This is a genomic window from Pontibaca methylaminivorans, assembly GCF_900156525.1.
Classification (GTDB): Bacteria; Pseudomonadota; Alphaproteobacteria; order Rhodobacterales; family Rhodobacteraceae; genus Pontibaca; species Pontibaca methylaminivorans.
Map to the genome: position 1 here is coordinate 1,105,865 of NZ_FTPS01000001.1, position 24,933 is coordinate 1,130,797.

General features: G+C 65.0%; 21 protein-coding genes and 1 tRNA gene. 4 read left to right on the top strand and 18 right to left on the bottom strand.

The annotated features are described in order from the left end of the window. The 15 genes from rpsJ to B0B01_RS05525 all read right to left on the bottom strand — a co-directional run bounded on the left by rpsJ (position 1) and on the right by B0B01_RS05525 (position 18,519). Complete coding sequence (rpsJ, locus tag B0B01_RS05455) at positions 1-315, bottom strand: 30S ribosomal protein S10 (RefSeq protein WP_076648452.1); 315 nt, start codon at positions 313-315, stop codon at positions 1-3. Between the two features lie 102 nt (positions 316-417). Continuing rightward, positions 418-1,593 (bottom strand): elongation factor Tu, encoded by a 1,176-nt coding sequence (tuf, locus tag B0B01_RS05460; protein ID WP_076648454.1) that lies wholly within the window; start codon positions 1,591-1,593, stop codon positions 418-420. Between the two features lie 74 nt (positions 1,594-1,667). Continuing rightward, complete coding sequence (fusA, locus tag B0B01_RS05465; protein ID WP_076648456.1) at positions 1,668-3,791, bottom strand: elongation factor G; 2,124 nt, start codon at positions 3,789-3,791, stop codon at positions 1,668-1,670. Between the two features lie 42 nt (positions 3,792-3,833). Further along, entirely contained in the window at positions 3,834-4,304 is a 471-nt protein-coding gene (gene rpsG / locus B0B01_RS05470) for a 30S ribosomal protein S7 (RefSeq protein ID WP_076648458.1), read from the bottom strand. A gap of 12 nt (positions 4,305-4,316) precedes the next feature. Then, on the bottom strand, positions 4,317-4,688 hold the full coding sequence (gene rpsL, locus B0B01_RS05475) for a 30S ribosomal protein S12 (protein WP_043846677.1): 372 nt from the start codon (positions 4,686-4,688) through the stop codon (positions 4,317-4,319). A gap of 347 nt (positions 4,689-5,035) precedes the next feature. Continuing rightward, positions 5,036-5,887: a glycosyltransferase gene (locus B0B01_RS05480; RefSeq protein ID WP_076648461.1), complete on the bottom strand. Its 852-nt coding sequence runs from the start codon at positions 5,885-5,887 to the stop codon at positions 5,036-5,038. Positions 5,888-5,987: 100 nt separating this feature from the next. Next, positions 5,988-10,226: a DNA-directed RNA polymerase subunit beta' gene (gene rpoC, locus B0B01_RS05485; RefSeq protein ID WP_076648463.1), complete on the bottom strand. Its 4,239-nt coding sequence runs from the start codon at positions 10,224-10,226 to the stop codon at positions 5,988-5,990. Positions 10,227-10,329: 103 nt separating this feature from the next. Beyond that, positions 10,330-14,466, bottom strand: a complete 4,137-nt coding sequence (gene rpoB / locus B0B01_RS05490) for a DNA-directed RNA polymerase subunit beta (RefSeq protein ID WP_076648465.1) — start codon at positions 14,464-14,466, stop codon at positions 10,330-10,332. 250 nt (positions 14,467-14,716) lie between these two features. After that, positions 14,717-15,094, bottom strand: coding sequence for a 50S ribosomal protein L7/L12 (gene rplL, locus B0B01_RS05495; RefSeq protein ID WP_076648467.1), 378 nt, complete (start codon positions 15,092-15,094; stop codon positions 14,717-14,719). Between the two features lie 74 nt (positions 15,095-15,168). Then, entirely contained in the window at positions 15,169-15,684 is a 516-nt protein-coding gene (gene rplJ / locus B0B01_RS05500) for a 50S ribosomal protein L10 (RefSeq protein WP_076648469.1), read from the bottom strand. Between the two features lie 311 nt (positions 15,685-15,995). Then, positions 15,996-16,694 carry a 50S ribosomal protein L1 gene (rplA, locus tag B0B01_RS05505; RefSeq protein WP_076648471.1) on the bottom strand — a complete coding sequence of 233 codons (699 nt, stop codon included), beginning with the start codon at positions 16,692-16,694 and terminating at the stop codon, positions 15,996-15,998. Between the two features lies 1 nt (position 16,695). Further along, entirely contained in the window at positions 16,696-17,121 is a 426-nt protein-coding gene (gene rplK / locus B0B01_RS05510) for a 50S ribosomal protein L11 (RefSeq protein ID WP_076648473.1), read from the bottom strand. A gap of 172 nt (positions 17,122-17,293) precedes the next feature. Continuing rightward, on the bottom strand, positions 17,294-17,827 hold the full coding sequence (nusG, locus tag B0B01_RS05515) for a transcription termination/antitermination protein NusG (protein ID WP_076648475.1): 534 nt from the start codon (positions 17,825-17,827) through the stop codon (positions 17,294-17,296). A 191-nt stretch (positions 17,828-18,018) separates the two neighbouring features. Continuing rightward, on the bottom strand, positions 18,019-18,216 hold the full coding sequence (secE, locus tag B0B01_RS05520; protein ID WP_076648477.1) for a preprotein translocase subunit SecE: 198 nt from the start codon (positions 18,214-18,216) through the stop codon (positions 18,019-18,021). A 227-nt stretch (positions 18,217-18,443) separates the two neighbouring features. Then, positions 18,444-18,519, bottom strand: a tRNA-Trp gene (locus B0B01_RS05525). 174 nt (positions 18,520-18,693) lie between these two features. Here B0B01_RS05525 and B0B01_RS05530 point away from each other — a divergent pair. Then, entirely contained in the window at positions 18,694-19,395 is a 702-nt protein-coding gene (locus tag B0B01_RS05530; protein WP_076648479.1) for a lysophospholipid acyltransferase family protein, read from the top strand. A gap of 104 nt (positions 19,396-19,499) precedes the next feature. Here B0B01_RS05530 and B0B01_RS05535 read toward each other — a convergent pair whose 3' ends face one another. Together B0B01_RS05535 and B0B01_RS05540 are read right to left on the bottom strand one after the other, a co-directional pair. After that, a complete protein-coding gene (locus B0B01_RS05535) occupies positions 19,500-20,249 on the bottom strand; it encodes a Bax inhibitor-1/YccA family protein (protein ID WP_076648481.1) in 750 nt (249 codons plus the stop codon). A 372-nt stretch (positions 20,250-20,621) separates the two neighbouring features. Beyond that, the gene (locus B0B01_RS05540) at positions 20,622-21,581 is read right to left on the bottom strand and encodes an NADPH:quinone oxidoreductase family protein (RefSeq protein ID WP_076648483.1); all 960 of its coding nucleotides are present in this window, start codon (positions 21,579-21,581) and stop codon (positions 20,622-20,624) included. A 334-nt stretch (positions 21,582-21,915) separates the two neighbouring features. On the opposite strand from B0B01_RS05540, the gene B0B01_RS05545 reads away from it, so the two are divergent. The 3 genes from B0B01_RS05545 to B0B01_RS05555 all read left to right on the top strand — a co-directional run bounded on the left by B0B01_RS05545 (position 21,916) and on the right by B0B01_RS05555 (position 23,809). Continuing rightward, positions 21,916-22,287, top strand: coding sequence for a helix-turn-helix domain-containing protein (locus tag B0B01_RS05545; protein WP_076648485.1), 372 nt, complete (start codon positions 21,916-21,918; stop codon positions 22,285-22,287). Positions 22,288-22,352: 65 nt separating this feature from the next. Then, positions 22,353-23,189, top strand: a complete 837-nt coding sequence (locus B0B01_RS05550) for an inositol monophosphatase family protein (protein ID WP_076648487.1) — start codon at positions 22,353-22,355, stop codon at positions 23,187-23,189. A gap of 56 nt (positions 23,190-23,245) precedes the next feature. Next, a complete protein-coding gene (locus B0B01_RS05555; RefSeq protein WP_076648489.1) occupies positions 23,246-23,809 on the top strand; it encodes a 5-formyltetrahydrofolate cyclo-ligase in 564 nt (187 codons plus the stop codon). A 119-nt stretch (positions 23,810-23,928) separates the two neighbouring features. Here B0B01_RS05555 and B0B01_RS05560 read toward each other — a convergent pair whose 3' ends face one another. After that, complete coding sequence (locus tag B0B01_RS05560; protein ID WP_076648491.1) at positions 23,929-24,900, bottom strand: GlxA family transcriptional regulator; 972 nt, start codon at positions 24,898-24,900, stop codon at positions 23,929-23,931. Between the last annotated feature and the right edge of the window lie 33 nt (positions 24,901-24,933).

The window sequence follows — 24,933 nt, forward strand, 5'->3', positions numbered from 1 at the left end:
TTACGATTGCAGCCTGATCTCGACATCCACACCGGCAGCGAGGTCGAGCTTCATCAGCGCGTCCACGGTCTGGGGGGTCGGATCAACGATATCCAGCAGGCGCTTGTGCGTGCGGATCTCGAACTGGTCACGGGATTTCTTGTTGACGTGCGGGCTGCGCAGAACGGTGAATTTCTCGATCTTGTTCGGCAGCGGAATCGGGCCACGCACCTTGGCGCCGGTCCGCTTGGCGGTGTTGACGATTTCCAGCGTGCTGGCATCCAGCACGCGGTAATCGAACGCCTTGAGCCGGATACGGATGTTTTGGCTTTGCATGTCTTCAGTCTTTCAGGCGCATTGTGATTGGAGAAGGAGCGACGCCCGGCGCCGCTTTCCCGGACCCGACTGGCGCGCGCTTGGGGCGCGCGCCATTGGCGGTTACTTGATGATCTTCGACACCACGCCGGCGCCGACCGTACGGCCGCCTTCGCGGATCGCGAAGCGCAGGCCCTGCTCCATCGCGATCGGCGCGATCAGCTCGACCTCGAACTTCAGGTTGTCGCCCGGCATCACCATCTCGGTGCCCTCGGGAAGCGTCACCGTCCCCGTCACGTCCGTCGTGCGGAAGTAGAACTGCGGGCGGTAGTTCGCGAAGAACGGCGTGTGCCGGCCGCCCTCTTCCTTGGTCAGGATGTAGGCCTCGGCCTCGAACTGCGTGTGCGGCGTCACCGAGCCCGGCTTGCACAGCACCTGGCCCCGCTCCACGCCCTCGCGGTCCACGCCGCGCAGCAGCGCGCCGATGTTGTCGCCCGCCTCGCCGCGGTCCAGCAGCTTGCGGAACATCTCCACGCCCGTGCAGGTCGTCTTCTTGGTGTCGCGGATGCCCACGATCTCGATCTCGTCGCCCACGTTGATCACGCCGCGCTCCACCCGGCCCGTCACAACCGTGCCGCGCCCCGAAATCGAGAACACGTCCTCGATCGGCATCAGGAACGGCTGGTCAACCGCGCGCTCCGGCGTCGGGATCCACTCGTCCACCGCCGCCATCAGCTCGCGGATCGCGTTCTCGCCGATCTCGGGATCACGCCCTTCCAGCGCCGCAAGCGCCGAGCCCTTGACGATCGGAATGTCGTCGCCCGGGTAGTCGTAGCTGCTCAGAAGCTCGCGGATCTCCATCTCCACAAGCTCGAGAAGCTCCTCGTCGTCCACCTGGTCCACCTTGTTCATGAACACGACCATGGTCGGAATCCCGACCTGGCGGCCCAGCAGGATGTGCTCGCGCGTCTGCGGCATCGGGCCGTCCGCCGAGGACACCACCAGGATCGCGCCGTCCATCTGCGCCGCGCCCGTGATCATGTTCTTCACATAGTCCGCGTGGCCGGGGCAGTCCACATGCGCATAGTGGCGGTTCTCGGTCTCGTATTCCACGTGGCTCGTCGAAATCGTGATCCCCCGCGCCTTCTCCTCAGGCGCGCCGTCGATCGCGTCATAGGCCTTGAAATCACCAAAATACTTCGTAATCGCCGCCGTCAGCGTCGTCTTCCCGTGGTCAACATGACCGATCGTGCCAATGTTGATGTGCGGCTTGTTACGTTCAAACTTCGACTTTGCCATGATGGCCTCCTGTTATCTCTCGGGTGGCGGGATGGCCCCTTCCGGCGCCTGCCGGAAAGGGCCTGCCGCCGGACTCATGCGTATTTCGCCTGGATTTCGTCGCTGATGTTCTGCGGCACCGGGTCGTAATGATCGAACTGCATGGTGAAATTCGCCCGTCCCGAGCTCATCGACCGCAGCGTGTTGATATAGCCGAACATGTTGGCCAGCGGCACCATGGCGTCGATCATGATCGCGTTGCCGCGCGGCTCCTGCCCGGTGACCTGCCCGCGGCGGCTGGTCAGGTCACCGATGATGCCGCCGGTATATTCCTCGGGGGTTACCACCTCGACCTTCATGATCGGCTCGAGCAGCTTGGCCCCGGCCTTGCGCATGCCTTCGCGCATGCACATCCGCGACGCGATCTCGAAGGCAAGGACGCTCGAGTCCACATCGTGGAACTTGCCGTCCACCAGCGCCACCTTGAAGTCGATCACCGGGAAGCCCGCGAGCGGGCCGGAATCCATCACCGACTTGATGCCCTTTTCCACGCCCGGGACGTATTCCTTGGGCACGGCGCCGCCGACGATGCGGGATTCGAAGGAGTAGCCCTCGCCCGGCTCGGTCGGCGCGATCTCGAGCTTGACCTCCGCGAACTGGCCCGAACCGCCGGTCTGCTTCTTGTGCGTGTAGGTGTGCTCGACCAGCTTCGAGATCGTCTCGCGATAGGCCACCTGCGGCGCACCGATGTTGGCCTCGACCTTGAATTCGCGCTTGAGACGGTCAACCAGGATGTCGAGGTGCAGTTCGCCCATGCCCTTCATGATGGTCTGGCCCGATTCGATGTCGGTCTCGACCCGGAACGACGGATCTTCGGCCGCGAGCCGCGCAAGGCCCTGGCTCATCTTTTCCTGGTCGGCCTTGGTCTTGGGCTCCACCGCGATCTCGATCACCGGATCGGGGAAGGTCATGGTTTCGAGCACGACCGGAGCCTTGGGATCGCAGAGCGTATCGCCGGTGGTCGTGTCCTTCAGCCCGGCCAGCGCGATGATGTCGCCGGCAAATGCCTCGTCGATTTCCTCGCGGTTGACCGAGTGCATCATCATCATGCGGCCGATGCGCTCTTTCTTGCCCTTGGTCGAGTTCTGCACCGTGTCGCCCTTTTTCAGGACGCCGGAATAGATGCGGGTAAAGGTAAGCGAACCGACGAAGGGGTCGTTCATGATCTTGAAGGCAAGGCCCGAGAACGGCATCGAATCATCGGCGCGGCGCGCGATGTTGCGGGTCTCGGTCTCGTCATCGGGCGCGAAGCCCATGTAATCGACCACGTCGAGCGGGCTCGGGAGGTAATCGACCACGGCGTTCAGCAGCGGTTGCACACCCTTGTTCTTGAAGGCCGAACCGCAGAGCACCGGAACGAAGGAAAGCGACAGCGTGCCTTTGCGGATCAGCTTGCGCAGGGTCGGGATGTCGGGCTCTTCGCCCTCGAGATAGGCCTCCATGGCGTCGTCGTCCATCTCGACCGCGGTCTCGATGAGCTTGCCGCGCCATTCCTCGGCAGTGGCCTTGAGGCTGTCGCGGATCGGGCCGCGGGTCCAGCTTGCGCCAAGGTCCTCGCCCTTCCAGATCCACTCTTCCATGGTGACGAGATCGACGATGCCCTCAAGCTCGCTCTCGGAGCCGATCGGAATCTGGATCGGGGCCGGGGTCGCGCCGGCGCGGTCCTTGATCATCTTCACGCAGTTGAAGAAATCGGCGCCGACCTTGTCCATCTTGTTGACGAAGACGATGCGCGGCACCTTGTAGCGGTCGGCCTGGCGCCAGACGGTCTCGGTCTGGGGCTCGACGCCGGCGTTGGCATCGAGCACGGCAACCGCACCGTCGAGCACGGCAAGCGAGCGCTCCACCTCGATGGTGAAATCGACGTGGCCGGGCGTGTCGATGATGTTCATGCGGAACTTGGTGTCGGACGTGCCTTCGCGCGTCGGATCTTCCTGCCACTGCCAGAAGGTCGTGGTCGCGGCCGAAGTGATGGTGATGCCGCGTTCCTGCTCCTGCTCCATCCAGTCCATGGTGGCAGCGCCGTCGTGGGTCTCGCCCAGAACATGGCTCTTGCCCGTATAGAACAGGATCCGCTCGCTGGTCGTGGTCTTGCCGGCGTCGATATGCGCCATGATACCGAAGTTGCGATAGTGATCGAGCTGATAGTCACGTGCCATGATCGAGTGCCTTCTGGAAAATCGTCGGGGTCGCCGGTGGGGTTACCAGCGGTAATGGCTGAAGGCGCGGTTGGCCTCGGCCATCTTGTGGATGTCTTCGCGCCGCTTGACCGCAGCACCGCGCGATTGCACCGCGTCGAGCATCTCGGCCGCGAGGCGTTCTTCCATGGTGTGTTCATTGCGGGCCCGGCTGGCCTTGATCAGCCAGCGGATCGCCAGGGCCTCGCGGCGTTCGGGGCGCACCTCGACCGGAACCTGATAGGTGGCACCGCCCACGCGGCGCGAGCGGACCTCGACGCTGGGCTGGATGTTTTCGAGCGCCTCGTGGAAAATCTCGATCGGGGAGCGCTTCACCCGCTGCTCGACCCGGTCCATGGCGTTGTAGACGATGCTTTCCGCGACCGACTTCTTGCCATCGACCATGAGGTTGTTCATGAACTTGCTCAGAACCTTGTCGCCATATTTGGCGTCAGGCAGAATTTCGCGCTTTTCCGCGGCGTGACGACGAGACATCTCGCTCTCTCCTTATTTCGGACGCTTGGCGCCGTATTTCGAACGGCGCTGCCTGCGGTCCTTGACGCCCTGGGTGTCGAGCACACCGCGCAGGATGTGGTAGCGCACACCCGGAAGGTCCTTGACGCGACCGCCGCGGATCAGCACCACGGAGTGCTCCTGCAGGTTGTGGCTCTCGCCGGGGATGTAGGAAATCACCTCATAGCCGTTGGTCAGACGCACCTTGGCCACCTTCCGCATGGCCGAGTTCGGCTTTTTCGGCGTGGTGGTATAGACCCGCGTGCAGACACCGCGTTTCTGCGGGCACTGCTCGAGGTGCATCGACTTTGATCGTTTGACTTTCGGCTGCCGCGGCTTGCGGATCAGCTGCTGGATCGTTGGCATTCCGGTTCTTTCCCCGTCTCAACAGCACATCGGTGCACGCATCGGCGTGCGGGTTCAATCTGGCGTCCTGCCATCGGCAATCGGCCTTACGCCCCTGCTTCCAGCGACGCCAAAAAGCCGCCTTCGCCCCTTGCCCAAGGAACGACGCGGTGGGTATCCAGAGGATCGGGCCGTTTTACAGACCGGATCTTGACCACTTCAATTCTGAAGCCGGCAAGGGAGAGTCCCCGCAGCCGGGATAGCCGGCGTATAAAAGGAGTCGCGGGGAGTGTCAACCGTCCGCCCGGCCGGAAAATCCGGGGTTCTTCCGAAATCCGCAGCGAGAGCGAGACCGGGGCCCCGCACTGTCAGCGGGCCGGCTGATCGCCCCCGATCGCGTCTCCGATTCCGCGCCCGATCGCCTCGAGTTCAGAGATGCCGAAGCCGAAGCGGTGCCGCAACTCGGCCTCGATCGCGTCGGCATCCATCTGTCGCGTCAGGCCCATCTGCGCCGGGTCCGATTTGTTGTCGCGGTGGATCGTGCGGATGAAGGCCGGCTCGGAAATATCGGTGAAGGTGCTGAAATGCTGGGCATATTTTCGGTGATTGAAGCGATAGGGGTTGTGCGGAAAGCCCGCCGGCGCCACCAGTGCCGCCCCGGTCGACAGCGGCGCGCGCTCGGTGGTGTCGAAAACTTCGGTCTCCCGCCCGGCGGCGCGCAGATAAAACCCGCGGTTCTGCGCAATGATGAACGGGGTCTGCGGGCCAAGCACCGGAAGCAGCCCCTCCGCGAGCCGGCGCAGGCGCGCGATGAACCCGCGATCCAGCGCATCGTCATCGTCAAGCCGGAACATGACCCGGTGGCCCGCCCCCTCCAGCGGAACGGATTCGTATCCGCGCCGCAGCAACCCGTAATGCCGCCCCTCGCCAACGGCGCGGAAATGCAGATTCGGATAGGGTTCGAGAATCGCCCGGAGCCGCGAGCGGAACCTTTCGGGCATGGCGCGCGCGGTCAGCACCACGGCGTCGAAATCCGGGTCGCTCTGGGCCACGAGCGACGGCAGGCACAACCGCTCGAACAGGTGAAAACGCAGCGCCATCCGCTCGGGCGAGAAAAGATGCGCCGCCACCGCCTCGAGCGAATCGAAACGCTCGGTGTTGTAGGTTGGCGCCAGGATGGAAAACCGCAGGAGCCCGACGATCCTGATCCGGTCGGTCATGCGTTCCTCCCCCGCGCGCCCGGCACCCTCTTGTGACAACTGCCCCCGCGCGGTTGCGGCGCGGGGGCAGTCCGTTTGCGTCAGGCCGCCAGTCGGCGGATCACTCGCCGCTGTGCGGCATGTCCATCAGGTCGGCCGGGTCCGTGACCGGCTCCGCACTGTCATCCGGCGCGGCGAGCGCGGCGGCAGCCTCGGCCTCGGCACGGCGCACCGAGATCACCTTGTTGTCACGCTCGGCGGCAATGCGGCGGATGCGCCGCATGGCGCCGCCGGTACCGGCAGGGATCAGGCGCCCGACGATCACGTTCTCCTTGAGCCCGACAAGCTCGTCGCGCTTGCCGTTCACCGCCGCCTCGGTCAGCACCCGGGTGGTCTCCTGGAAGGAAGCCGCCGAGATGAAGCTGCGGGTCTGCAGGCTCGCCTTGGTGATGCCAAGCAGGATCGGTTCGCCCTGCGCCGGGCGGTTGCCCTTGGCAAGCGCCTTCTCGTTGGCCGCGTCGAACTCCTGCTTGTCCACATGCTCGCCCTTCAGGAGCGTGGTATCGCCGCTGTCCTGGATCTCCCACTTCTGGAGCATCTGGCGGACGATCACCTCGATGTGCTTGTCGTTGATCTTGACCCCCTGGAGCCGATAGACCTCCTGCACCTCGCGGACCATGTAATCGGCCAGCGCCTCGACCCCCATGATGGCGAGGATGTCATGAGGGGCCGGGTGGCCGTCCATGATGTAATCGCCCTTGTGGATGAAGTCGCCTTCCTGCACCGGGATGTGCTTGCCCTTCGGCACCTTGTATTCCACCGGCTCGAGGCTGTCGTCCGCGGGTTCGATGGTGATGCGGCGCTTGTTCTTGTAGTCGCGCCCGAAACGCACATAGCCGTCGATGTCGGCAATGATCGCGTGATCCTTGGGCCGGCGCGCCTCGAACAGTTCGGCCACCCGCGGCAGACCCCCGGTGATGTCCTTGGTGCGGGCACCCTCGCGCGGGATCCGCGCCACCACGTCGCCGGCCTGGACCTGCGCGCCGTCCTCGGCCGAAAGGATCGCATCCACCGACATCGGATAGGTGACCGGGTTGCCGGCGTCGTTGCGGACCGGCTCGCCATCCTCGTCCACGAGGATGATCTCGGGCTTGAGCTCGCTGCCGCGCGGAGCGATGCGCCAGTCGACCACGATCTTCTGGGTCATGCCGGTGGCGTCGTCGGTCTCCTCGCGCACGGCGATGCCGCTGAACAGATCGACGTATTTCACCGTGCCGGCCTTTTCGGCGATGATCGGCAGGGTGTAGGGATCCCATTCGAACATCTTTTCGCCGCGCTTGACCTGGTCGCCTTCCTTGAAGAACAGGCGCGTCCCGTAGCCGAGCTTGTGGCTCGCGCGTTCCTCGCCGCTCTCGTCCCGGATCACCAGCTTCATGTTGCGGCCCATGACCAGCACGTAGCCCGCCGAGTTTTCAATCGTCTGCGCGTTCTCGTAGCTGACCACGCCCTCCTGGTTCGCCTCCATGAAGGATTGCTGCGCGCCCTGCGCGACCCCGCCGATATGGAAGGTGCGCATGGTCAGCTGCGTGCCGGGCTCGCCGATCGACTGGGCGGCGATGATGCCGACCGCCTCGCCGGTGTTCACCAGCGTGCCGCGGGCCAGATCGCGCCCGTAGCAGGTGGCGCAGATGCCGTCCTCCGCATCGCAGGTGAGCGGCGAACGGATGCGCGCCGACTGCACATGCAGCGCATCGGCCGCGTCGGCCATATGCTCGTCGATCAGGGCCCCGGCCGGGATCAGCACATTGTCGGTGCCCGGCTCCAGCACGTCGTCGGCCGCCACGCGCCCGAGCAGACGCTCGCCCAGCGTGGCAATGACCTCGCCGTCGTTGATGGCGGGGCTGACGGTGATGGCGCGGTCGGTGCCGCAATCGTTCAGGCGCACGATGCAGTCCTGCGCCACGTCCACCAGCCGCCGGGTCAGATAGCCCGAGTTCGCCGTCTTGAGCGCCGTATCCGACAGGCCCTTGCGCGCCCCGTGGGTCGAGTTGAAGTATTCAAGGACGGTCAGCCCCTCCTTGAAGTTCGAGATGATCGGCGTCTCGATGATCTCGCCCGAGGGCTTGGCCATCAGGCCGCGCATGCCGCCGAGCTGCTTCATCTGCGTGACCGAACCCCGCGCGCCCGAATGGGCCATCATGTAGATGCTGTTGGGTTCGAGTTCGGCGCCGTTCTCGTCGGTCTCCACCGCCGAGATCGAGCTCATCATGGCCTCGGTCACCCGGTCGTTGCACTTGGACCAGGCATCGACGACCTTGTTGTATTTCTCGCCCTGGGTGATGAGCCCGTCCATGTACTGCTGCTCGAAATCCTTCACCTGGCCACGGGTCTGTTCGACGATGTCCCACTTCCGCTCGGGAATCACCATGTCGGCCTTGCTGAAGGAAATTCCGGCGCGGAACGCCTCGCGGAAGCCGAGCGCCATGATCTGGTCGCAGAAGATGACGGATTCCTTCTGGCCGCAGTAGCGATAGACGGTGTCGATGACCTGCTGCACCTCCTTCTTGCGCAGAAGGCGGTTCACCAGATCGAACGGCGTCTTGATGTTCATCGGCAGGAGCGCCCCCAGCCGGACACGGCCCGGCGTGGTCTCGTAACGCTTGATCGTCTCTTCGCCGTTCTCGTCAAGCTGGGTCACGCGCGCGGTGATCTTGGCGTGCAGGTGCACCTCGCCCGCGTCGAGCGCGTGCTGCACCTCTTCGAGCGAGCCGAAGACCTTGCCCTGCCCCTTCATGCCTTCACGCGCCAGCGTCACGTAATAAAGGCCAAGCACCATGTCCTGGCTCGGCACGATGATCGGAGACCCGTTCGCCGGCGAGAGCACGTTGTTCGTGGACATCATCAGCACCCGCGCCTCGAGCTGCGCCTCGAGGCTCAGCGGCACGTGCACGGCCATCTGGTCGCCGTCGAAGTCGGCGTTGAAGGCCGAACAGACCAGCGGATGAAGCTGGATCGCCTTGCCTTCGATCAGCGTCGGCTCGAAAGCCTGGATGCCGAGCCGGTGCAGGGTGGGCGCGCGGTTCAGCAGCACGGGATGCTCGCGGATCACCTCGTCCAGGATGTCCCAGACTTCGGAGCGTTCCTTTTCGACCAGCCGCTTGGCCTGTTTCACGGTGCTCGACAGGCCCTTGGCCTCGAGCCGCGAATAGATGAACGGCTTGAACAGTTCCAAGGCCATCTTCTTCGGCAGCCCGCACTGGTGCAGCTTGAGTTCCGGCCCGGTGACGATGACCGAACGGCCCGAAAAGTCCACGCGCTTGCCAAGCAGGTTCTGGCGGAACCGCCCCTGCTTGCCCTTGAGCATGTCCGACAGCGATTTCAGCGGGCGGCGGTTCGCACCGGTGATGACGCGGCCGCGGCGGCCGTTGTCAAAGAGCGCATCCACCGATTCCTGCAGCATCCGCTTTTCGTTGCGCACGATGATGTCGGGCGCGCGCAGTTCGATCAGGCGCTTCAACCGGTTGTTGCGGTTGATCACCCGGCGATAGAGGTCGTTCAGGTCGGAGGTCGCGAAACGGCCCCCGTCCAGCGGCACCAGCGGGCGCAGTTCGGGCGGAATGACCGGAATCACGGTCATCACCATCCATTCCGGGCGGTTGCCGGATTCGAGGAAGGCCTCGACGACTTTCAGCCGCTTGATGATCTTTTTCGGCTTGAGCTCGCCGGTCGCTTCCTTGAGGTCCGCGCGAAGCTGTTCGGCCTCGGCCTCGAGGTCGATGGCGGCCAGCATCTCGCGGATCGCCTCGGCACCGATATTGGCGGTGAACGCATCGGCGCCATAGGCGTCCTGCGCGTCCATGTATTCATCCTCGGACAGCATCTGCCCGTAGGACAGATCGGTAAGCCCCGGCTCGGTCACGACGTAGTTCTCGAAATAAAGCACGCGCTCCAGATCGCGCAGCGTCATGTCGAGCATGAGGCCGATGCGGCTGGGCAGCGATTTCAGGAACCAGATATGTGCAACCGGCGCCGCCAGTTCGATATGGCCCATGCGTTCGCGCCGGACCTTCTGCAGCGTCACCTCGACGCCGCATTTCTCGCAGACGACGCCCTTGTATTTCATGCGCTTGTACTTGCCGCACAGGCATTCGTAATCCTTGATCGGGCCGAAGATGCGCGCGCAGAACAGCCCGTCACGCTCGGGCTTGAAGGTGCGGTAGTTGATCGTTTCCGGCTTCTTGATCTCGCCATAGGACCACGAGAGGATCCGCTCGGGGCTGGCGAGCGACATGCGGATCTCGTCAAAGGTCTTGATCGGCGCGACCGGATTGAACGGGTTGTTGATCAGTTCCTGGTTCATCTTGATACCTCGATTATAGACGGGGAGGGCAGCAGGCGGGCGCGGTCATGCCGCGCCCCGCCACGGGCCGGAAACGCGGGACAGCCCCGCTGGCACCGGCCGGCTATTCGCCTTCCTCCGCATCCAGGAGTTCCATGTTGAGGCCGAGCCCGCGCACTTCCTTGACCAGCACGTTGAAGCTTTCCGGCACGCCGGCCTCGAAGTTGTCCTCGCCCTTGACGATCGACTCGTAGACCTTGGTGCGCCCGGCCACGTCGTCGGATTTGACCGTCAGCATCTCCTGCAGCGTGTAGGCGGCGCCGTAGGCCTCGAGCGCCCAGACCTCCATCTCGCCGAACCGCTGACCGCCGAACTGCGCCTTGCCGCCGAGCGGCTGCTGGGTGACGAGGCTGTAGGGCCCGGTCGAGCGCGCGTGGATCTTGTCGTCCACAAGGTGATGGAGCTTCAGCAGATATTTCATGCCGACCGTCACCTTGCGCGCGAACTGCTCGCCGGTGCGCCCGTCGAACAGAACCTCCTGCCCCGAACTGTCGAAACCAGCGCGCTTCAGCGCATCGTCCACATCGGATTCCTTGGCGCCGTCGAACACCGGTGTCGCGATCGGCACGCCGCGGGTCACGTTGCGCGCTGCTTCGACAAGGTGGTCCTCATCCATGCCGGAGATGCCTTCCTCGAAGACGTCCTCGCCATAGGCATGGCGCATCGCCTCGCGCACGGGACCGAGATCGCCGGAGCGGCGGTAATCCTGCAGCGCCGCGTCGATATCGAGCCCGAGACCGCGCGCGGCCCAGCCCATGTGCGTTTCAAGGATCTGGCCGACGTTCATCCGCGACGGCACGCCGAGCGGGTTCAGGCAGAAATCGACCGGGGTGCCATCCGAAAGGAAGGGCATGTCCTCCATCGGCACGACCTTGGACACCACGCCCTTGTTGCCGTGACGGCCGGCCATCTTGTCGCCGGGCTGGAGCTTGCGCTTCACCGCGACGAAGACCTTGACCATCTTCATCACGCCCGGGGGCATGTCGTCGCCACGGCGGACCTTTTCGACCTTGTCCTCGAAACGGGCATCGAGCGCGCGTTTCTGCGCCTCGTACTGCTCGTTCAGCGCCTCGACGATCTTGGCGTCGCCCTCTTCTTCCAGCGCCAGTTGCCACCACTGGCCGCGGCTCAGCCCGTCAAGCAGATCCTCGGTGATCTGGCTGCCGGCCTTCACCCCGCGGGGGCCTTTGACCGCGGTCTTGCCGAGGATCAGATCCCGCAGGCGCGCATAGATGTTGCGGTCGAGAATCGCGAGTTCGTCATCGCGGTCACGGGCAAGGCGTTCGACCTCCTCGCGTTCGATCTGCAGCGCGCGCTCGTCCTTTTCCACGCCGTGGCGGTTGAAGACGCGCACTTCGACCACGGTGCCGAAATCGCCGGGTTTCACCCGCAGCGACGTGTCGCGCACATCGCTGGCCTTTTCGCCGAAGATGGCGCGCAGAAGCTTTTCTTCCGGCGTCATCGGGCTTTCGCCCTTGGGCGTGATCTTTCCGACCAGAATGTCGCCCGGCTCCACGTCGGCGCCGATATAGACGATGCCGGCCTCGTCGAGGTTGCGCAGCGCCTCTTCGCCCACGTTCGGAATGTCGCGGGTGATTTCCTCGGGGCCAAGCTTGGTATCGCGGGCTGCCACCTCGAATTCCTCGATATGGATCGAGGTGAACACGTCGTCGCGGCTGATGCGCTCGGAAATCAGGATCGAGTCCTCGAAGTTGTAGCCGTTCCACGGCATGAAGGCGACGAGCACGTTCTTGCCAAGGGCCAGTTCGCCCATGTCGGTGCTGGGCCCGTCGGCGATCACCTCGCCCTTCCGGACCTGCTGGCCGACCTTCACCAGCGGGCGCTGGTTAATGCAGGTGTTCTGGTTGGAGCGCTGGAACTTGCGCAGTCGATAGATGTCGACGCCGGCATCGCCAAGCTCCAGATCCTCGGTGGCGCGGATCACGATCCGCTGCGCATCAACCTGGTCGATCACCCCGGCGCGGCGCGCCATGATGGCGGCACCTGAATCGCGCGCGACGACCTCTTCCATGCCGGTGCCGACCAGCGGCGCCTCGGCCCGCAGCAGCGGCACCGCCTGACGCTGCATGTTCGAGCCCATCAGCGCCCGGTTCGCGTCGTCGTTTTCAAGGAAGGGGATCAGCGCCGCCGCAACCGACACCAGCTGCTTGGGCGAGACGTCGATCAGATCGACGCTGTCCACCGGCGCAAGCGTATAGTCCCCGGCCTGACGGGTGTTCACGAGTTCGTTGATGAACCGGCCGTCGTCGCTCAGGGTCGCGTTGGCCTGGGCGATGGTGTGGCGCATTTCCTCGGTGGCCGAGATGTAATGCACCTCGTCCGTCACCTGCCCCTCCTTCACCACGCGATAGGGGGTTTCGATGAAGCCGTACTTGTTCACCCGGGCAAAGGTCGCAAGGCTGTTGATCAGGCCGATGTTCGGGCCTTCGGGCGTCTCGATCGGGCAGACGCGGCCGTAATGGGTCGGGTGCACGTCGCGCACCTCGAACCCCGCGCGCTCGCGCGTCAGCCCGCCCGGCCCCAGCGCCGAAAGCCGCCGCTTGTGCGTGACCTCGGACAGCGGGTTGGTCTGGTCCATGAACTGCGAAAGCTGGCTCGAGCCGAAGAACTCGCGCACGGCGGCCGCCGCCGGCTTGGCGTTGATCAGGTCCTGCGGCATCACCGTGTCGATCTCGACGCTGGACATGCGCTCGCGGATCGCGCGCTCCATGCGCAGCAGACCGACCCGATACTGGTTCTCCATCAGTTCGCCGACCGAGCGCACCCGGCGGTTGCCCAGGTGGTCGATGTCGTCGATCTCGCCCCGGCCGTCGCGCAGATCGACCAGCGCGCGGATGCAGGACACGATATCCTCGCGGTCGAGCGTGCGCTGGGTGTCGGGCTTGTCGAGGTCAAGGCGCATGTTCATCTTGACCCGGCCGACGGCGGAAAGGTCGTAACGTTCGGCGTCGAAGAACAGCGTTTCGAACAGGGCGCTGGCCGATTCCACGGTGGGCGGCTCGCCCGGACGCATGACGCGATAGATATCCATGAGCGCGGTTTCCCGGTTCATGTTCTTGTCCACGGCCATGGTGTTGCGGATGTAGGGGCCGACCGTCACGTTGTCGATGTCGAGCACCGGAATGTCCGTGATGCCCGCATCCAGAAGCTCCTTGACGGTGCCGCCGGTCAGTTCGCCGTCCTTGTCATAGTCCAGCGTGAGCTCGTCCCCCGCCTCGACATAGATGGCGCCGGTTTCCTCGTTGATGATGTCGCGCGCGACGAACTTGCCGTCGATATGATCGAAGGGCACGAGAAGATCGGTCACCTTGCCTTCGTCGAGCAGCTTTTTCACGAGGCGCGGCGTGACCTTCTTGCCGGACTCGGCGATCACCTCGCCGGTGGCCGCATCGACCAGGTCATAGGTCGGGCGGGTGCTGCGCACGCGCTCGGGAAAGAACGGCGTGACCCAGCCGCGGTTCTTTTCCAGCCGGTAGGAAACCGTATCGTAATAGGCATCCATGATGCCTTCCTGATCGAGCCCGAGCGCATAAAGCAGCGTCGTCACCGGCAGCTTGCGCCGGCGGTCGATCCGTGCGTGCACGATGTCCTTGTGGTCGAATTCGAAATCGAGCCAGGAGCCGCGATAGGGAATGATCCGGCAGGCGAACAGAAGCTTGCCCGAGCTGTGGGTCTTGCCGCGGTCGTGGTCGAAGAACACGCCGGGGCTGCGGTGCATCTGGCTGACGATCACCCGTTCGGTGCCGTTGACGATGAAGGTGCCGTTCGGGGTCATGAGCGGCATGTCCCCCATATAGACATCCTGCTCCTTGATGTCCTTCACCGATTTGGCCCCGGTGTCCTCGTCGACATCAAAGACGATCAGGCGCAGCGTGACCTTGAGCGGCGCGGCATAGGTCATGTCGCGCTGCTGGCATTCCTCGACATCGTATTTCGGCTTTTCGAGCTCGTATTTCACGAATTCGAGCACACTGGTCTCATTGAAATCCTTGATCGGAAAGACCGACTGGAACACGCCCATGATGCCTTCGCCGTCGGTCGGCTGGGGCTGGTCGCCGGAATCCAGGAACAGGTCGTAACTGGCCTTCTGCACCTCGATCAGGTTCGGCATCTCCAGCACTTCGCGGATCTTGCCATAGAATTTGCGAAGGCGTTTCTGGCCAAGGAAGGATTGCGCCATGTCAGGGGTCACCTTTTCAGTTTCTCACCGGACAGGAAAACCGTCGGGCCTCGGCTTCCTGCCCATCCGAGAGGGCGGGTTCGGATCAATTCATGATCGCCGTCCCGGCCGGCGATCTCCCGATCCTGCGAACCTCGCCTGGGAAAACGCCCCTGCAAGGGGGCCCTTTCGCAGACAGGTTCGGCCGGAACCGGATATGCTCCGGTTCCAGCCCTTGTCTCATGCGCCACGCAGGGCACGAATATCCGGCTCAGGCCAGTTCGACCTCGGCACCGGCTGCTTCCAGCTTGCCCTTGATCTCTTCGGCCTCCTCCTTGGGAGCGCCTTCCTTGATCTTGCCGCCGGCCTCGACCAGTTCCTTGGCTTCCTTGAGGCCAAGTCCGGTGATGGCGCGGACTTCCTTGATCACGTTGATCTTGGACGAACCGGCGTTCTTGAGGACGACGTCGAATTCGGTCTTTTCCTCTTCGGCTGCGCCGCCGGCGTCGCCGGCAGGGCCGGCCATCACCACCGCACCGCCTGCAGCGGGCTCGATGCCGTATTCGTCCTTGAGGATGGTTTTCAGCTCTTGTGCTTCCAGCAGGGTCAGACCGACGATCTCTTCTGCCAGTTTTTTCAGATCAGCCATTCTATCAGCTCTTTCCGTTTGCTCTATATGTGTCCCGGTGCCGCGGTTTCAACCATCGGCCGGTCTTGCGTTGCTCAGGCGGCCGCCTTGTCCTCGATGGTGGACAGGATGGACGCGATGTTGCTTGCAGGTGCGCCAATGGCCCCGGCGATGTTCGAAGCGGGTGCGCCGATGCTGGACACGATCTGAGCGATGAGCTCTTCGCGCGACGGCATCTTCGCCACGGCCTCGACTCCGGCCTGGTCCAGAGCGTTCTCGCCCATTGCCCCGCCAAGGATCTGGAACTTCTTGTTGTCCTTGGCAAAACCCGAGGCCACCTTGGCGGCGGCAACCGGGTCTTCGGAATAGGTAAGAACGGTCATGCCCGAAAGGAGCGATGTGATCGATTCACATGGCTTGCCCTCAAGGGCGATCTTGGCGAGCCTGTTCTTGGCAACACGCACGGATCCGCCTGCTTCGCGTGCGCGGGCACGCAGATCCTGCATCTCGGCAACTGTCAGACCGACGTAGTGGGCAACCACCACGACACCAGAGCTTTCGAAGATCTGGCCGAGTTCCTCGACCACTTTCTCTTTCTGGGCTCTATCCACAGTTTCACTCCAAAAATGGGGGTTTCCCCCCGGCTCTCGTTTTGCCCCGGCAGTGCGGGACATCGGGTCCGGTTCAGGGTCCGGAGCCAAAATCACCCGAAGGCATTTGTCTCGTTTCCCATCTCGGGAAGGAATTATTCACCCCGTGCGACCTGGCGCCCGGTGCGAACCCTCCGTCTCGGACAGGACAGGGCCGTTTCCGGCCCTGCCGACCGCCAGCATCCGCGATTTCCCGGATGCTGGCGGATTCCTCATGGCCGGAACATCCCGGCCGCGACCCATGGAAGGCGGAAACCGCCCTCCGGGGATCATCACTCGGCGGTGGCCTCGGCCACGTCCAGGGTCACGCCGGGGCCCATGGTCGAGCTCAGCGCGATCTTTTTCATATAGGTGCCCTTGGCGCCCGTCGGCTTGGCGCGGGCAACGGCACCGATGAAGGCACGCACGTTCTCGGCCAGTCTGGCCGCGTCGAACGAGACCTTGCCGACACCGGCATGGATCACCCCGGCCTTTTCGACCTTGAACTGCACCTGACCGCCCTTGGCATCCTTGACCGCCTGCGCGACATCCATGGTGACGGTGCCGACCTTGGGGTTCGGCATCAGGTTGCGCGGGCCGAGCACCTTGCCCAGCCGTCCGACGATCGGCATCATGTCGGGCGTGGCGATGCAGCGGTCGAACTCGATCGTGCCGCCCTGGATGGTCTCCATCAGGTCTTCGGCGCCGACGATATCGGCCCCGGCCTCTTTCGCCTCGTCGGCCTTGGGGCCACGGGCAAAGACGGCGACGCGCACGTCCTTGCCGGTGCCGTTGGGCAGCCCGACCACGCCGCGCACCATCTGGTCGGCATAGCGCGGATCGACGCCGAGGTTCATCGCGATCTCGACGGTTTCGTCGAACTTGGCGCTGGCGGCCCCCTTGATCAGGGCGATCGCCTCCTCGACCGAAAGGTTTTCCTTGCCGGCGAAGGATTCGCGGGCCGTGCGGATACGTTTTCCAACTCGTGCCATCTTACTTCACCTCGATGCCCATGGACCTGGCCGAGCCAAGGATGATCTTCATTGCGCCCTCGATGTCGTTGGCGCTCAGATCCTGCATTTTCGCCTCGGCGATCTCGCGCACCTGCGCGACGGTGACGCTGCCTGCGGTGCCGCGCCCGGGGGTCTTGCCGCCCGACTTGAGCTTGGCCGCCTTCTTCAGGAAATACGCCGCCGGCGGCGTCTTGATGTCCATGGTGAAGGACTTGTCCTGATAGTAGGTGATCACGGTCGGACAGGGCGCGCCCGGCTCCATGTCGGCGGTGCGGGCGTTGAACGCCTTGCAGAATTCCATGATGTTGATCCCGCGCTGACCCAGGGCAGGGCCGACGGGCGGGCTCGGGTTGGCTTGCCCTGCAGGAACCTGCAGCTTCAGCGAGCCGACGATCTTCTTGGCCATGGGGCCGTCTCCTCTTTCTTCTCACCGGCGGAGCCTGCTCCGCCCCCGCCCCCGGAACGCGATCCGGTGGCTGATGTCGCGTGGTGCGGCAAGCGGCACGCGTGCCGCCGGCCTCCCACGAATGATCGGCACCCGAAGGCACCTTGCGGGATCCGCCCCCGCCTGCTTCGCCTCAGGCCTGTTTGGTGACCTGGGTGAATTCCAGCTCGACCGGCGTTTCCCGGCCGAAGATGGTCACGGCAACCTTGAGCCGCTGGTTTTCCTCGTCCACGTCCTCGACCAGGCCATCGAAATCCTCGAACGGCCCGTCGTTCACCTTGACCTTTTCGCCAACTTCGAAATGGATCAGCGTGCGCGGGGCTTCCTCGCCCTCCTGAACGCGGTTCAGGATATGGTTCACCTCGGCATCGCGCATCGGCATCGGGCGCCCCTGGGGGCCGAGAAACCCGGTCACGCGGTTGATCGAGTTGATCAGGTGATAACCCTCGTCGGACATCTCCATCCGCACGAGCACATATCCCGGCATGAAGCGGCGCTCCGCCTTGACCTTCTTGCCGCGGCGCACCTCGATCACCTCTTCCGAGGGCACGAGAACCTCTTCGATCTGGTCGGACAGGCCGCGTTCGGCCGCCGAGGCGCGGATCTGCTCCGCAACCTTCTTCTCGAAGTTCGAGAGAACGCTGACCGAATACCACCGTTTCGCCATGATCCCTGTCGCCCCTTGTCCAGCTCGGCCCCGTGATCTGACGCCGTTTGTCTTTCTTGCCACAGCGGGCAAAAGCCATCATCGCCTGAATGAAAAGCGGCGCGCGGCACGAATCACCACACGCCCGCATCTGGCTGTTGTCCTGCCCTAACCTGCCCGCCTGCTCAGATCAAGGGGCCGCGGCCTCACATCTAGCTGAAGAATCCGAGCAGAAGCTGCAGTCCGCTGCGGATCGCAAGGTCGATCAGCGCGAAGAACACCGCCGCGAGCGCCGCCATGACGAACACCATGACGGTGGTCAGAATCACCTCGCGCCGCGTCGGCCAGACGATCTTGGAGATCTCGGCACGGGTCTGCTGGATGAACTGGATCGGATTTCCCAGGGCCATGGCGGTTCGTCTTTCGGTGCTTGTCGGCTTGCGGCCGTAACGGTCTCGGGCGGCGATGCGGGCCGCAACAGTCCCGGCGAATGGTCGCGGCGCCGGACGTCATCGGGATAGCCGTCCCGCGGCCCGGTTTCAAGCCGCTTCCACGACCTGGAACGCCATCGCCTGCCCTGGCCCGTGACGGCGCCGCCGGCTGATCCGGCATTGCGTCATGTTATTGCGTCATGTTCTGGCAGGGGTTGAGGGACTCGAACCCACGACCTTCGGTTTTGGAGACCGGCGCTCTACCAACTGAGCTAAACCCCTGCGACGCGCTCTCTCCTATTGGAGCGGCGCGCGATACTCAAGCGGAATCTCCCCCGCGCAGCCGCCTGGTCCGCCCCCGCAGGCAGGGCCCGCAGCGCAGGGAAACATTGCGCCGCCGCCGGTTTGCGGTATGAGAGGCCCCCGCAACAACCGGTCAGGAACGAGGATCATCGCGTGAGCCTGCGAAAGAAGATTGCGAACAGCGCCTGGTTCAACCGGTCGGTCGAGGGGCTCGTCGCCGGCTGGATCCGCCTGAGCGGCGGCACCACCCGATGGGAGCGCACGGGGTTCGGGCCGCTGCACGAACTGCTGGGCAGCGGCGAGCCGGTCATCATGGTTCTCTGGCACCAGAACCTGGCGATGGCGCCCTACATGTTCGACCTTTCCAGGGGGCCGCTCTGCACGCTCACCTCGGCGGCGCGGGCCGGGCGGCTGGTCGGGCAGGTGCTGGCCCGCTTCGGCTTCGACACCGTGCCGATGTCGCTCGACAAGCGTCACGTCACCCTGTCGCGCGCGGTGCTGCGCAAGATCCACGAAGGCAAGTCGATCGGCATCGCCATCGACGGGCCGAACGGTCCGGCACGCAAGGCCTCGGCGATCCCCCTGATGTGGGCGCGCACCTCGGGCTGCCGGATCTTCTGCGTCTCGTATTCCGCGCATCGGGCGATCCGGCTGCCCACCTGGGACCGCACCATCCTGCCCCTGCCCTGGACGCGGGGTGTCATGCTCTGCCGCGAGTGGGAACAGGCGGTGCCGCGCAAGGCGGGCCCGGAACAGATCGAGGCCCTGCGCCTCGATCTCGAAGCGGCCCTGAACGACGTGGCCGACGCCTGCGATCGCGCCACCGGACAGCTACCGCGCCAGCCAGACAACTGAAGCCTGATGAACCACTGAAGCCCGAATCATGAAAAACCCGCCGGCCGAAGTCGGCTGGCGGGGAATTTCACAGCCGGGGCTGCCCGGCCCGGCGGGCCCGGCGCTTATTCGCGGTTGCCGAAAAGCTGCAGCAGGAACATGAACATGTTGATGAAGTCGAGATAGAGGCTCAGCGCGCCCATGATCGCGGCCTTGCCGAGCCATTCCTGATCGGCGGCCTGGGCATGGGCGATATACTCGGTCTTGATCCGCTGCGTGTCATAGGCGGTGAGCCCGGCGAAGATCAGCACGCCGAGGATCGACACGGCGAACATGATCGCCGGCGACTGCAGGAACAGGTTCACCAGCATCGCCACGACCAGCCCGATCACCCCCATGACCAGGAAGGTGCCCATGCCGGAAAGATCCTTCTTGGTCGTGTAGCCGACCAGCGACAGCCCGGCGAAGGCGATCGAGGTGATGAGGAACACGTTGGCAATCGAAAGCCCGGTGAAGGCCACGAAGATCCACGCCATCGACAGGCCCATGACCGCGGCGAAGACGTAGAAGAACAACTGCGCCCCGGCGGCCGACAGGCGGTTCAGCGCGGCACCGAAGGCAAACACCATGATGAGCGGCGCGAACATGACGATCCAGCCAAGGATGTTCGGCCGCAGCGTGACCGGATCGCGGAAGATGGAGAGAAGCTCGGGCGAGGTCCCCACGGCCCATGCAACCAGGAAGGTCAGCAGCGTGCCGACCGACATGGTCGCGTAGACCTTGTTCATGTGCGCGCGCAGCCCCGCATCAATTGCGGCACTGCGCGCCCCCACCGCTCCATGGGTGGCATTCCGGAGTGTGTCGAATCTGGCCATATGTCGTTTCTCCATGCTGGCAATGCGGGGGCGGATCCTGCCGCCGCTGGCTTTGCAGTGAATATCGGAGAGGAAAGGGCTCAGTTCAAGGCGGAATTCCGCTGTTTGCGGCATATTTTCGTGAGTGTCCCCCGATGGATGCGACAAGATGTCCCGGCCGGGGCCGTCCGGGTGTGATCGCGGATCCGGGCGCGGCGCTCTGAACCTGCGGGGGAAACCTGCCGGGGCGGGCCGGTCTTGACGGCGGGGACGAGGGGCGCTGCCCCTCGCGCTCCCCGGGATATTTCCGGCCAGAAGATGGCCCCGGGGACTCGGGGTGCTGGCGCGCGGTCATGTGCCCGGACCGCGTCCCGGATGGCGATCCCGACCGGTTCAGGGGCAGATCACAACCTTTCCGGTCGCGGTGCGGCTGCGCAGGAGTTCCAGCCCCTCGGCCGCGCGATCGAGCGGCAGGACATGGCTCACATGGGGCCGGAGGCGGCCCGCCTCGTACCAGTCGAGCAGCCGCTCCATGCTCGCGCGCAGCACCTCGGGCCGCGCCTTGAGCAGACCGCCGATGTAGAGCCCCATCACCGTCAGGTTCTTCACAAGAAGGTGATTGGCCGGGATCTGCGGCACCTCGCCGCTGGCAAATCCGATCGGCAGGATGCGTCCTTCGGGGCGGCAGGCCCGGAAGGCCGCCTTGAACACCTCGCCCCCGACCGCGTCATAGACCACATCGACCCCGCCGAGATCGAGAAGTTGCCGGCGCAGATCGCCGCTGTCGGCCTCGATCAGGTGATCGGCGCCGGCCCTGCGGGCGACCTCGAGCTTGTCCGCGCCGCGCGCATGGGCGATCACCCGCGCCCCCATGAGCTTGCCGATCTCCACCGCCGTGAGCCCGACCCCGCCGGCGGCCCCGGTCACCAGCAGCGTTTCGCCCGGCTGCAGGCGCGCACGGTAATCCAGGGCCAGGTGGCTCGTGCCGTAGGCGATCTGGAAGGCGGCGGCATGTTCGAAGCTCATGACCTCGGGAATGGGGATCGCCCGCGCGGCCTCGAACACGCCGCGCGTGGCCAGACCACCCTGCCCGCCATAGATCATCACGCGATCGCCCGGCGCGAATCCCTCGACACCCTCGCCCAGCGCGCGAACCGTTCCCGCCGATTCGAGCCCGAGCGTGAAGGGCGGCTCGGGCGTATCCTGATAGTTTCCCTTTACCATCAGCAGATCGGCAAAATTCAGCCCGCAGGCGCGAATGTCGATTTCGATCTCTCCGCGGCCGGGTGGCGCCAATGTCACGTCGCGCAGTTCCGGCTCTGCACCCGGGGCCGTGACCTGATATGCTCGCATGATGTTTCCTTTCACGGCTGGCTACTTACGCGAACCTGTCCGGCAGGGAAAGCCGCAGGTTTCGCGGTCGCGATGCGGGCGCCCTTTTGCCGGCATGACCGCAGGTTCACCATGTCTGCCACCGGGCGACAAGCGGCACTCCGCACAACCTGCGGCAACATTCAGCCGACCCCGGACAACTACATTGATAAATAGTTAACGGAGCCGGATAGTCATAATCAGGTGACCAGAATACGCGGATGCGTGCAGTTCCGGCGCGATGCGGGGCGGGCAGCAGATGTCCGGCCGGCCGCAGCGGTGCGGGAACATATCGGACAAGAGAGGAGTGCACCACATGAGCCACCCCGTAGATGTGCATGTTGGCAAACGCGTGCGACATCGCCGCTGGCTGATCGGCATGACGCAGCAGCAACTCGCCGAACAGGTCGGGATCAAGTTCCAGCAGATCCAGAAATACGAGACCGGCGCGAACCGCATCAGCGCCTCGCGTCTGTGGGACATCGCCGATGCGCTTGAAGTCCCGGTCAGCTTTTTCTTCGAGGGGTTGAAAGAGACCGGCCAGGGCGCCCGCAAGAGCGATGTTCCCGACGACCTGATCGGCGACAAGGAGGCGCTCGACCTCGTGCGCTCCTATTACTCGATCCCCGAACACCAGCGCCGCCGCCTGTTCGACCTGGCGCGGGTTCTGAGCGACGACGCCGCCTGACCGGCCGCGGCCCGGTCCGCCGTGCCGGCTTGCGCAAGGCGACGCAAGTTGGCACATGGCGGACCATGACGAACCAGCTTTCAGACCCCGCCGCCCATGACCGCACCCTTTCCGACGTCGAGCTGGCCCACCGGCTCGCCGATGCCGCGGGGGATGCGATCCTGCCGCATTTCCGGCAGCCGGAGCTGTCGGCGGTGAACAAGCTTGCCGCGCCCGGTGCCAGCGGCTTCGATCCGGTGACGGCAGCGGATCGCGCGGCCGAAACCGCGATGCGCGAGATGCTGGCCCGCCACCGGCCGGACGATGGCATCTGGGGCGAGGAATTCGGCCGCATCCCCGGCACCAGCGGCCGGGAATGGGTGCTGGACCCGATCGACGGCACCCGCGCCTTCCTGAGCGGAGCGACCACCTGGGGCGTGCTGATCGCGCTGGGGGCCAGTAGCGGCCGGCCGGAACTCGGCATCATCGACCAGCCCTATACCGGCGAGCGCTTCATCGCCACCGATGGCGTTGCACAGTTGCAGGCCCCGCGCGAGGAGCGCCGGCTTGTCACCCGCTCCACGGCGGCTCTTGACCGCGCGATCCTGTTCTCGACCTTCCCGGGCATCGGCACCGCGGATGAGCGCGCCGCGTTCGACCGCGTGAGCGCGCGGGTGATGCTGACCCGCTTCGGCATGGATTGCTATGCCTATGCGCTGCTCGCCGCCGGCCATATCGACCTCGTGATCGAGGCCGGGCTCAACGCCTATGACATCCAGGCCCCGATCGCCCTGATCGAGGCCGCCGGCGGGATCGTGACCGACTGGGCGGGCGCGCCGGCATGGGGCGGAGGACAGGTGCTTGCGGCGGCCAATCCGCGGCTCCATGCGGCGGCGCTCGACCTGCTGCGGGCGGGCGACTGACGCAGCCGGCGGAACGCCGCTTTCACCGGGCATGCGGGGCTGTTATACACCGCATCATGAGTGATCACGACATCGACACGGAAAAGGCAGCGGCGCGCAAGGCGGCCCATGCCCGACGGGCCGAGGCCCACGCCCGCTCCGAACCGGACGCATCGCGGCTGCTTGCCTCGACGCTCGCCGAATACCGCGGCCTGCCGCTTTCGGGCTATCTCGCGATTCGCAGCGAGATCGACCCGCTGCCCGCCATGAGCGAGGCCGCCGCTTATGGTCCGGTCGGGGTGCCGGTGATCCCCGGGCCGGCGCAGCCACTGAAGTTCGCCCGCTGGACGCCGGAGACGGAGCTCGTCAAGGGCACCTTCGGGGCAATGGTCCCGGCCGATCCCGAATATTTCGAGCCCGAAGTCGTGATCGTGCCGCTTGTGGCTTTTGACGCGCGCGGCGGGCGGCTTGGCTATGGCGGCGGCTTCTATGACCGCACACTCGAGCTTTTGCGCTCGCGCCGCCGCACCATTGCCATCGGATTCGCCTATGACGAGCAGCAGGCGGGCTCGATCCCGCTCGAACCGACGGATCAGCCGCTCGACCTGCTGGTGACGCAAAGCCGGATCCTGCGGTTCTAGGAAAAGCGGCAAACACCCCGGAACTGGCGAACCGCTCCGGGGCGGATCACGTGCAGCCGCCGGCATGAAAGCTGCTCTCACCGTTCCCGCGGGACATGAACGACCGCGCCCTGCCCGCGCTAGCTGGCGTGGCCGAAGCGCCGGCGATATTCTCCCGGGGTCAGCCCGATGAAACGGGCAAAGATCTTGCGGAACGCGCCCGGATCGGCATAGCCGACCTCCCAGGCGATCTGTTCGACCGTCTTGGCGCTGAACTGCAACAGTTCGCAGGCCCGGCCGACGCGCAGCCGCTGCCCGTATTCCGAGGTCGTCATGCCCGTCGCCGCGCGGAAGCGGCGCAGGAAGGTGCGCCGCTCCAGCCCCGCCTTCGCCGCCAGCCTTTCCAGCGAAATGTCCCGGGCCTCGGTGTCCTGCAGCCAGCGCTGCACCGCGAGCACGGCAGCATCGCCATGCCCCGTCCGGGGCGAAAAGATACGGTAATAGCGCTGTTCCCGCCCCGGCGGATCGACCAGCAGGAAGCGGGCGGTCTGGGTCATCACCTCGGCCCCTCGCAGCCGCTCGACCAGGCGCAGGCAGAGATCGGTCCAGGACATGACGCCGCCCGCGGTCAGGATCTGCCCGCCGTCGATCAGCAACCGGTCCACATCGACCGGCACATGGGGAAAACGGGCGCGGAACTGGTCTTCCAGGAACCAGTGCGTTGTCGTTGGCCGCCCGTCCAGCAGGCCGGTTTCCCCCAGCAGGAACGCACCGGCACAGACCGAGGCCAGGATGGTGCCGGCGGCATGACGATCGCGCAACCAGTCGAGATAGGGCGCCGCGATCGCGGCTGTGGCGGGTGAATCGAGGCTGGGCGGCAGGATCAGGACATCGGGCCCGGTTTGCGTGGGGGGATGGGTCTCGTGGACACGGCGCGGCGGGCCGTCCTCGGTCTCGATGCGCCAGTGGCTGACGGCGATCCGGTCCTGCCCCTGCGCGATCCGCGGGGCCGAAAACCGGTTGGAGACGATGAAAAGGTCTGTCATCGCGAGGACCGCGGACATCTGCACCCCGGGATAGATCAGGATCCCGACCTCTGCCTTAACGGCCATTTGTCACTATTGCCCTCGATTATGTCGATACCG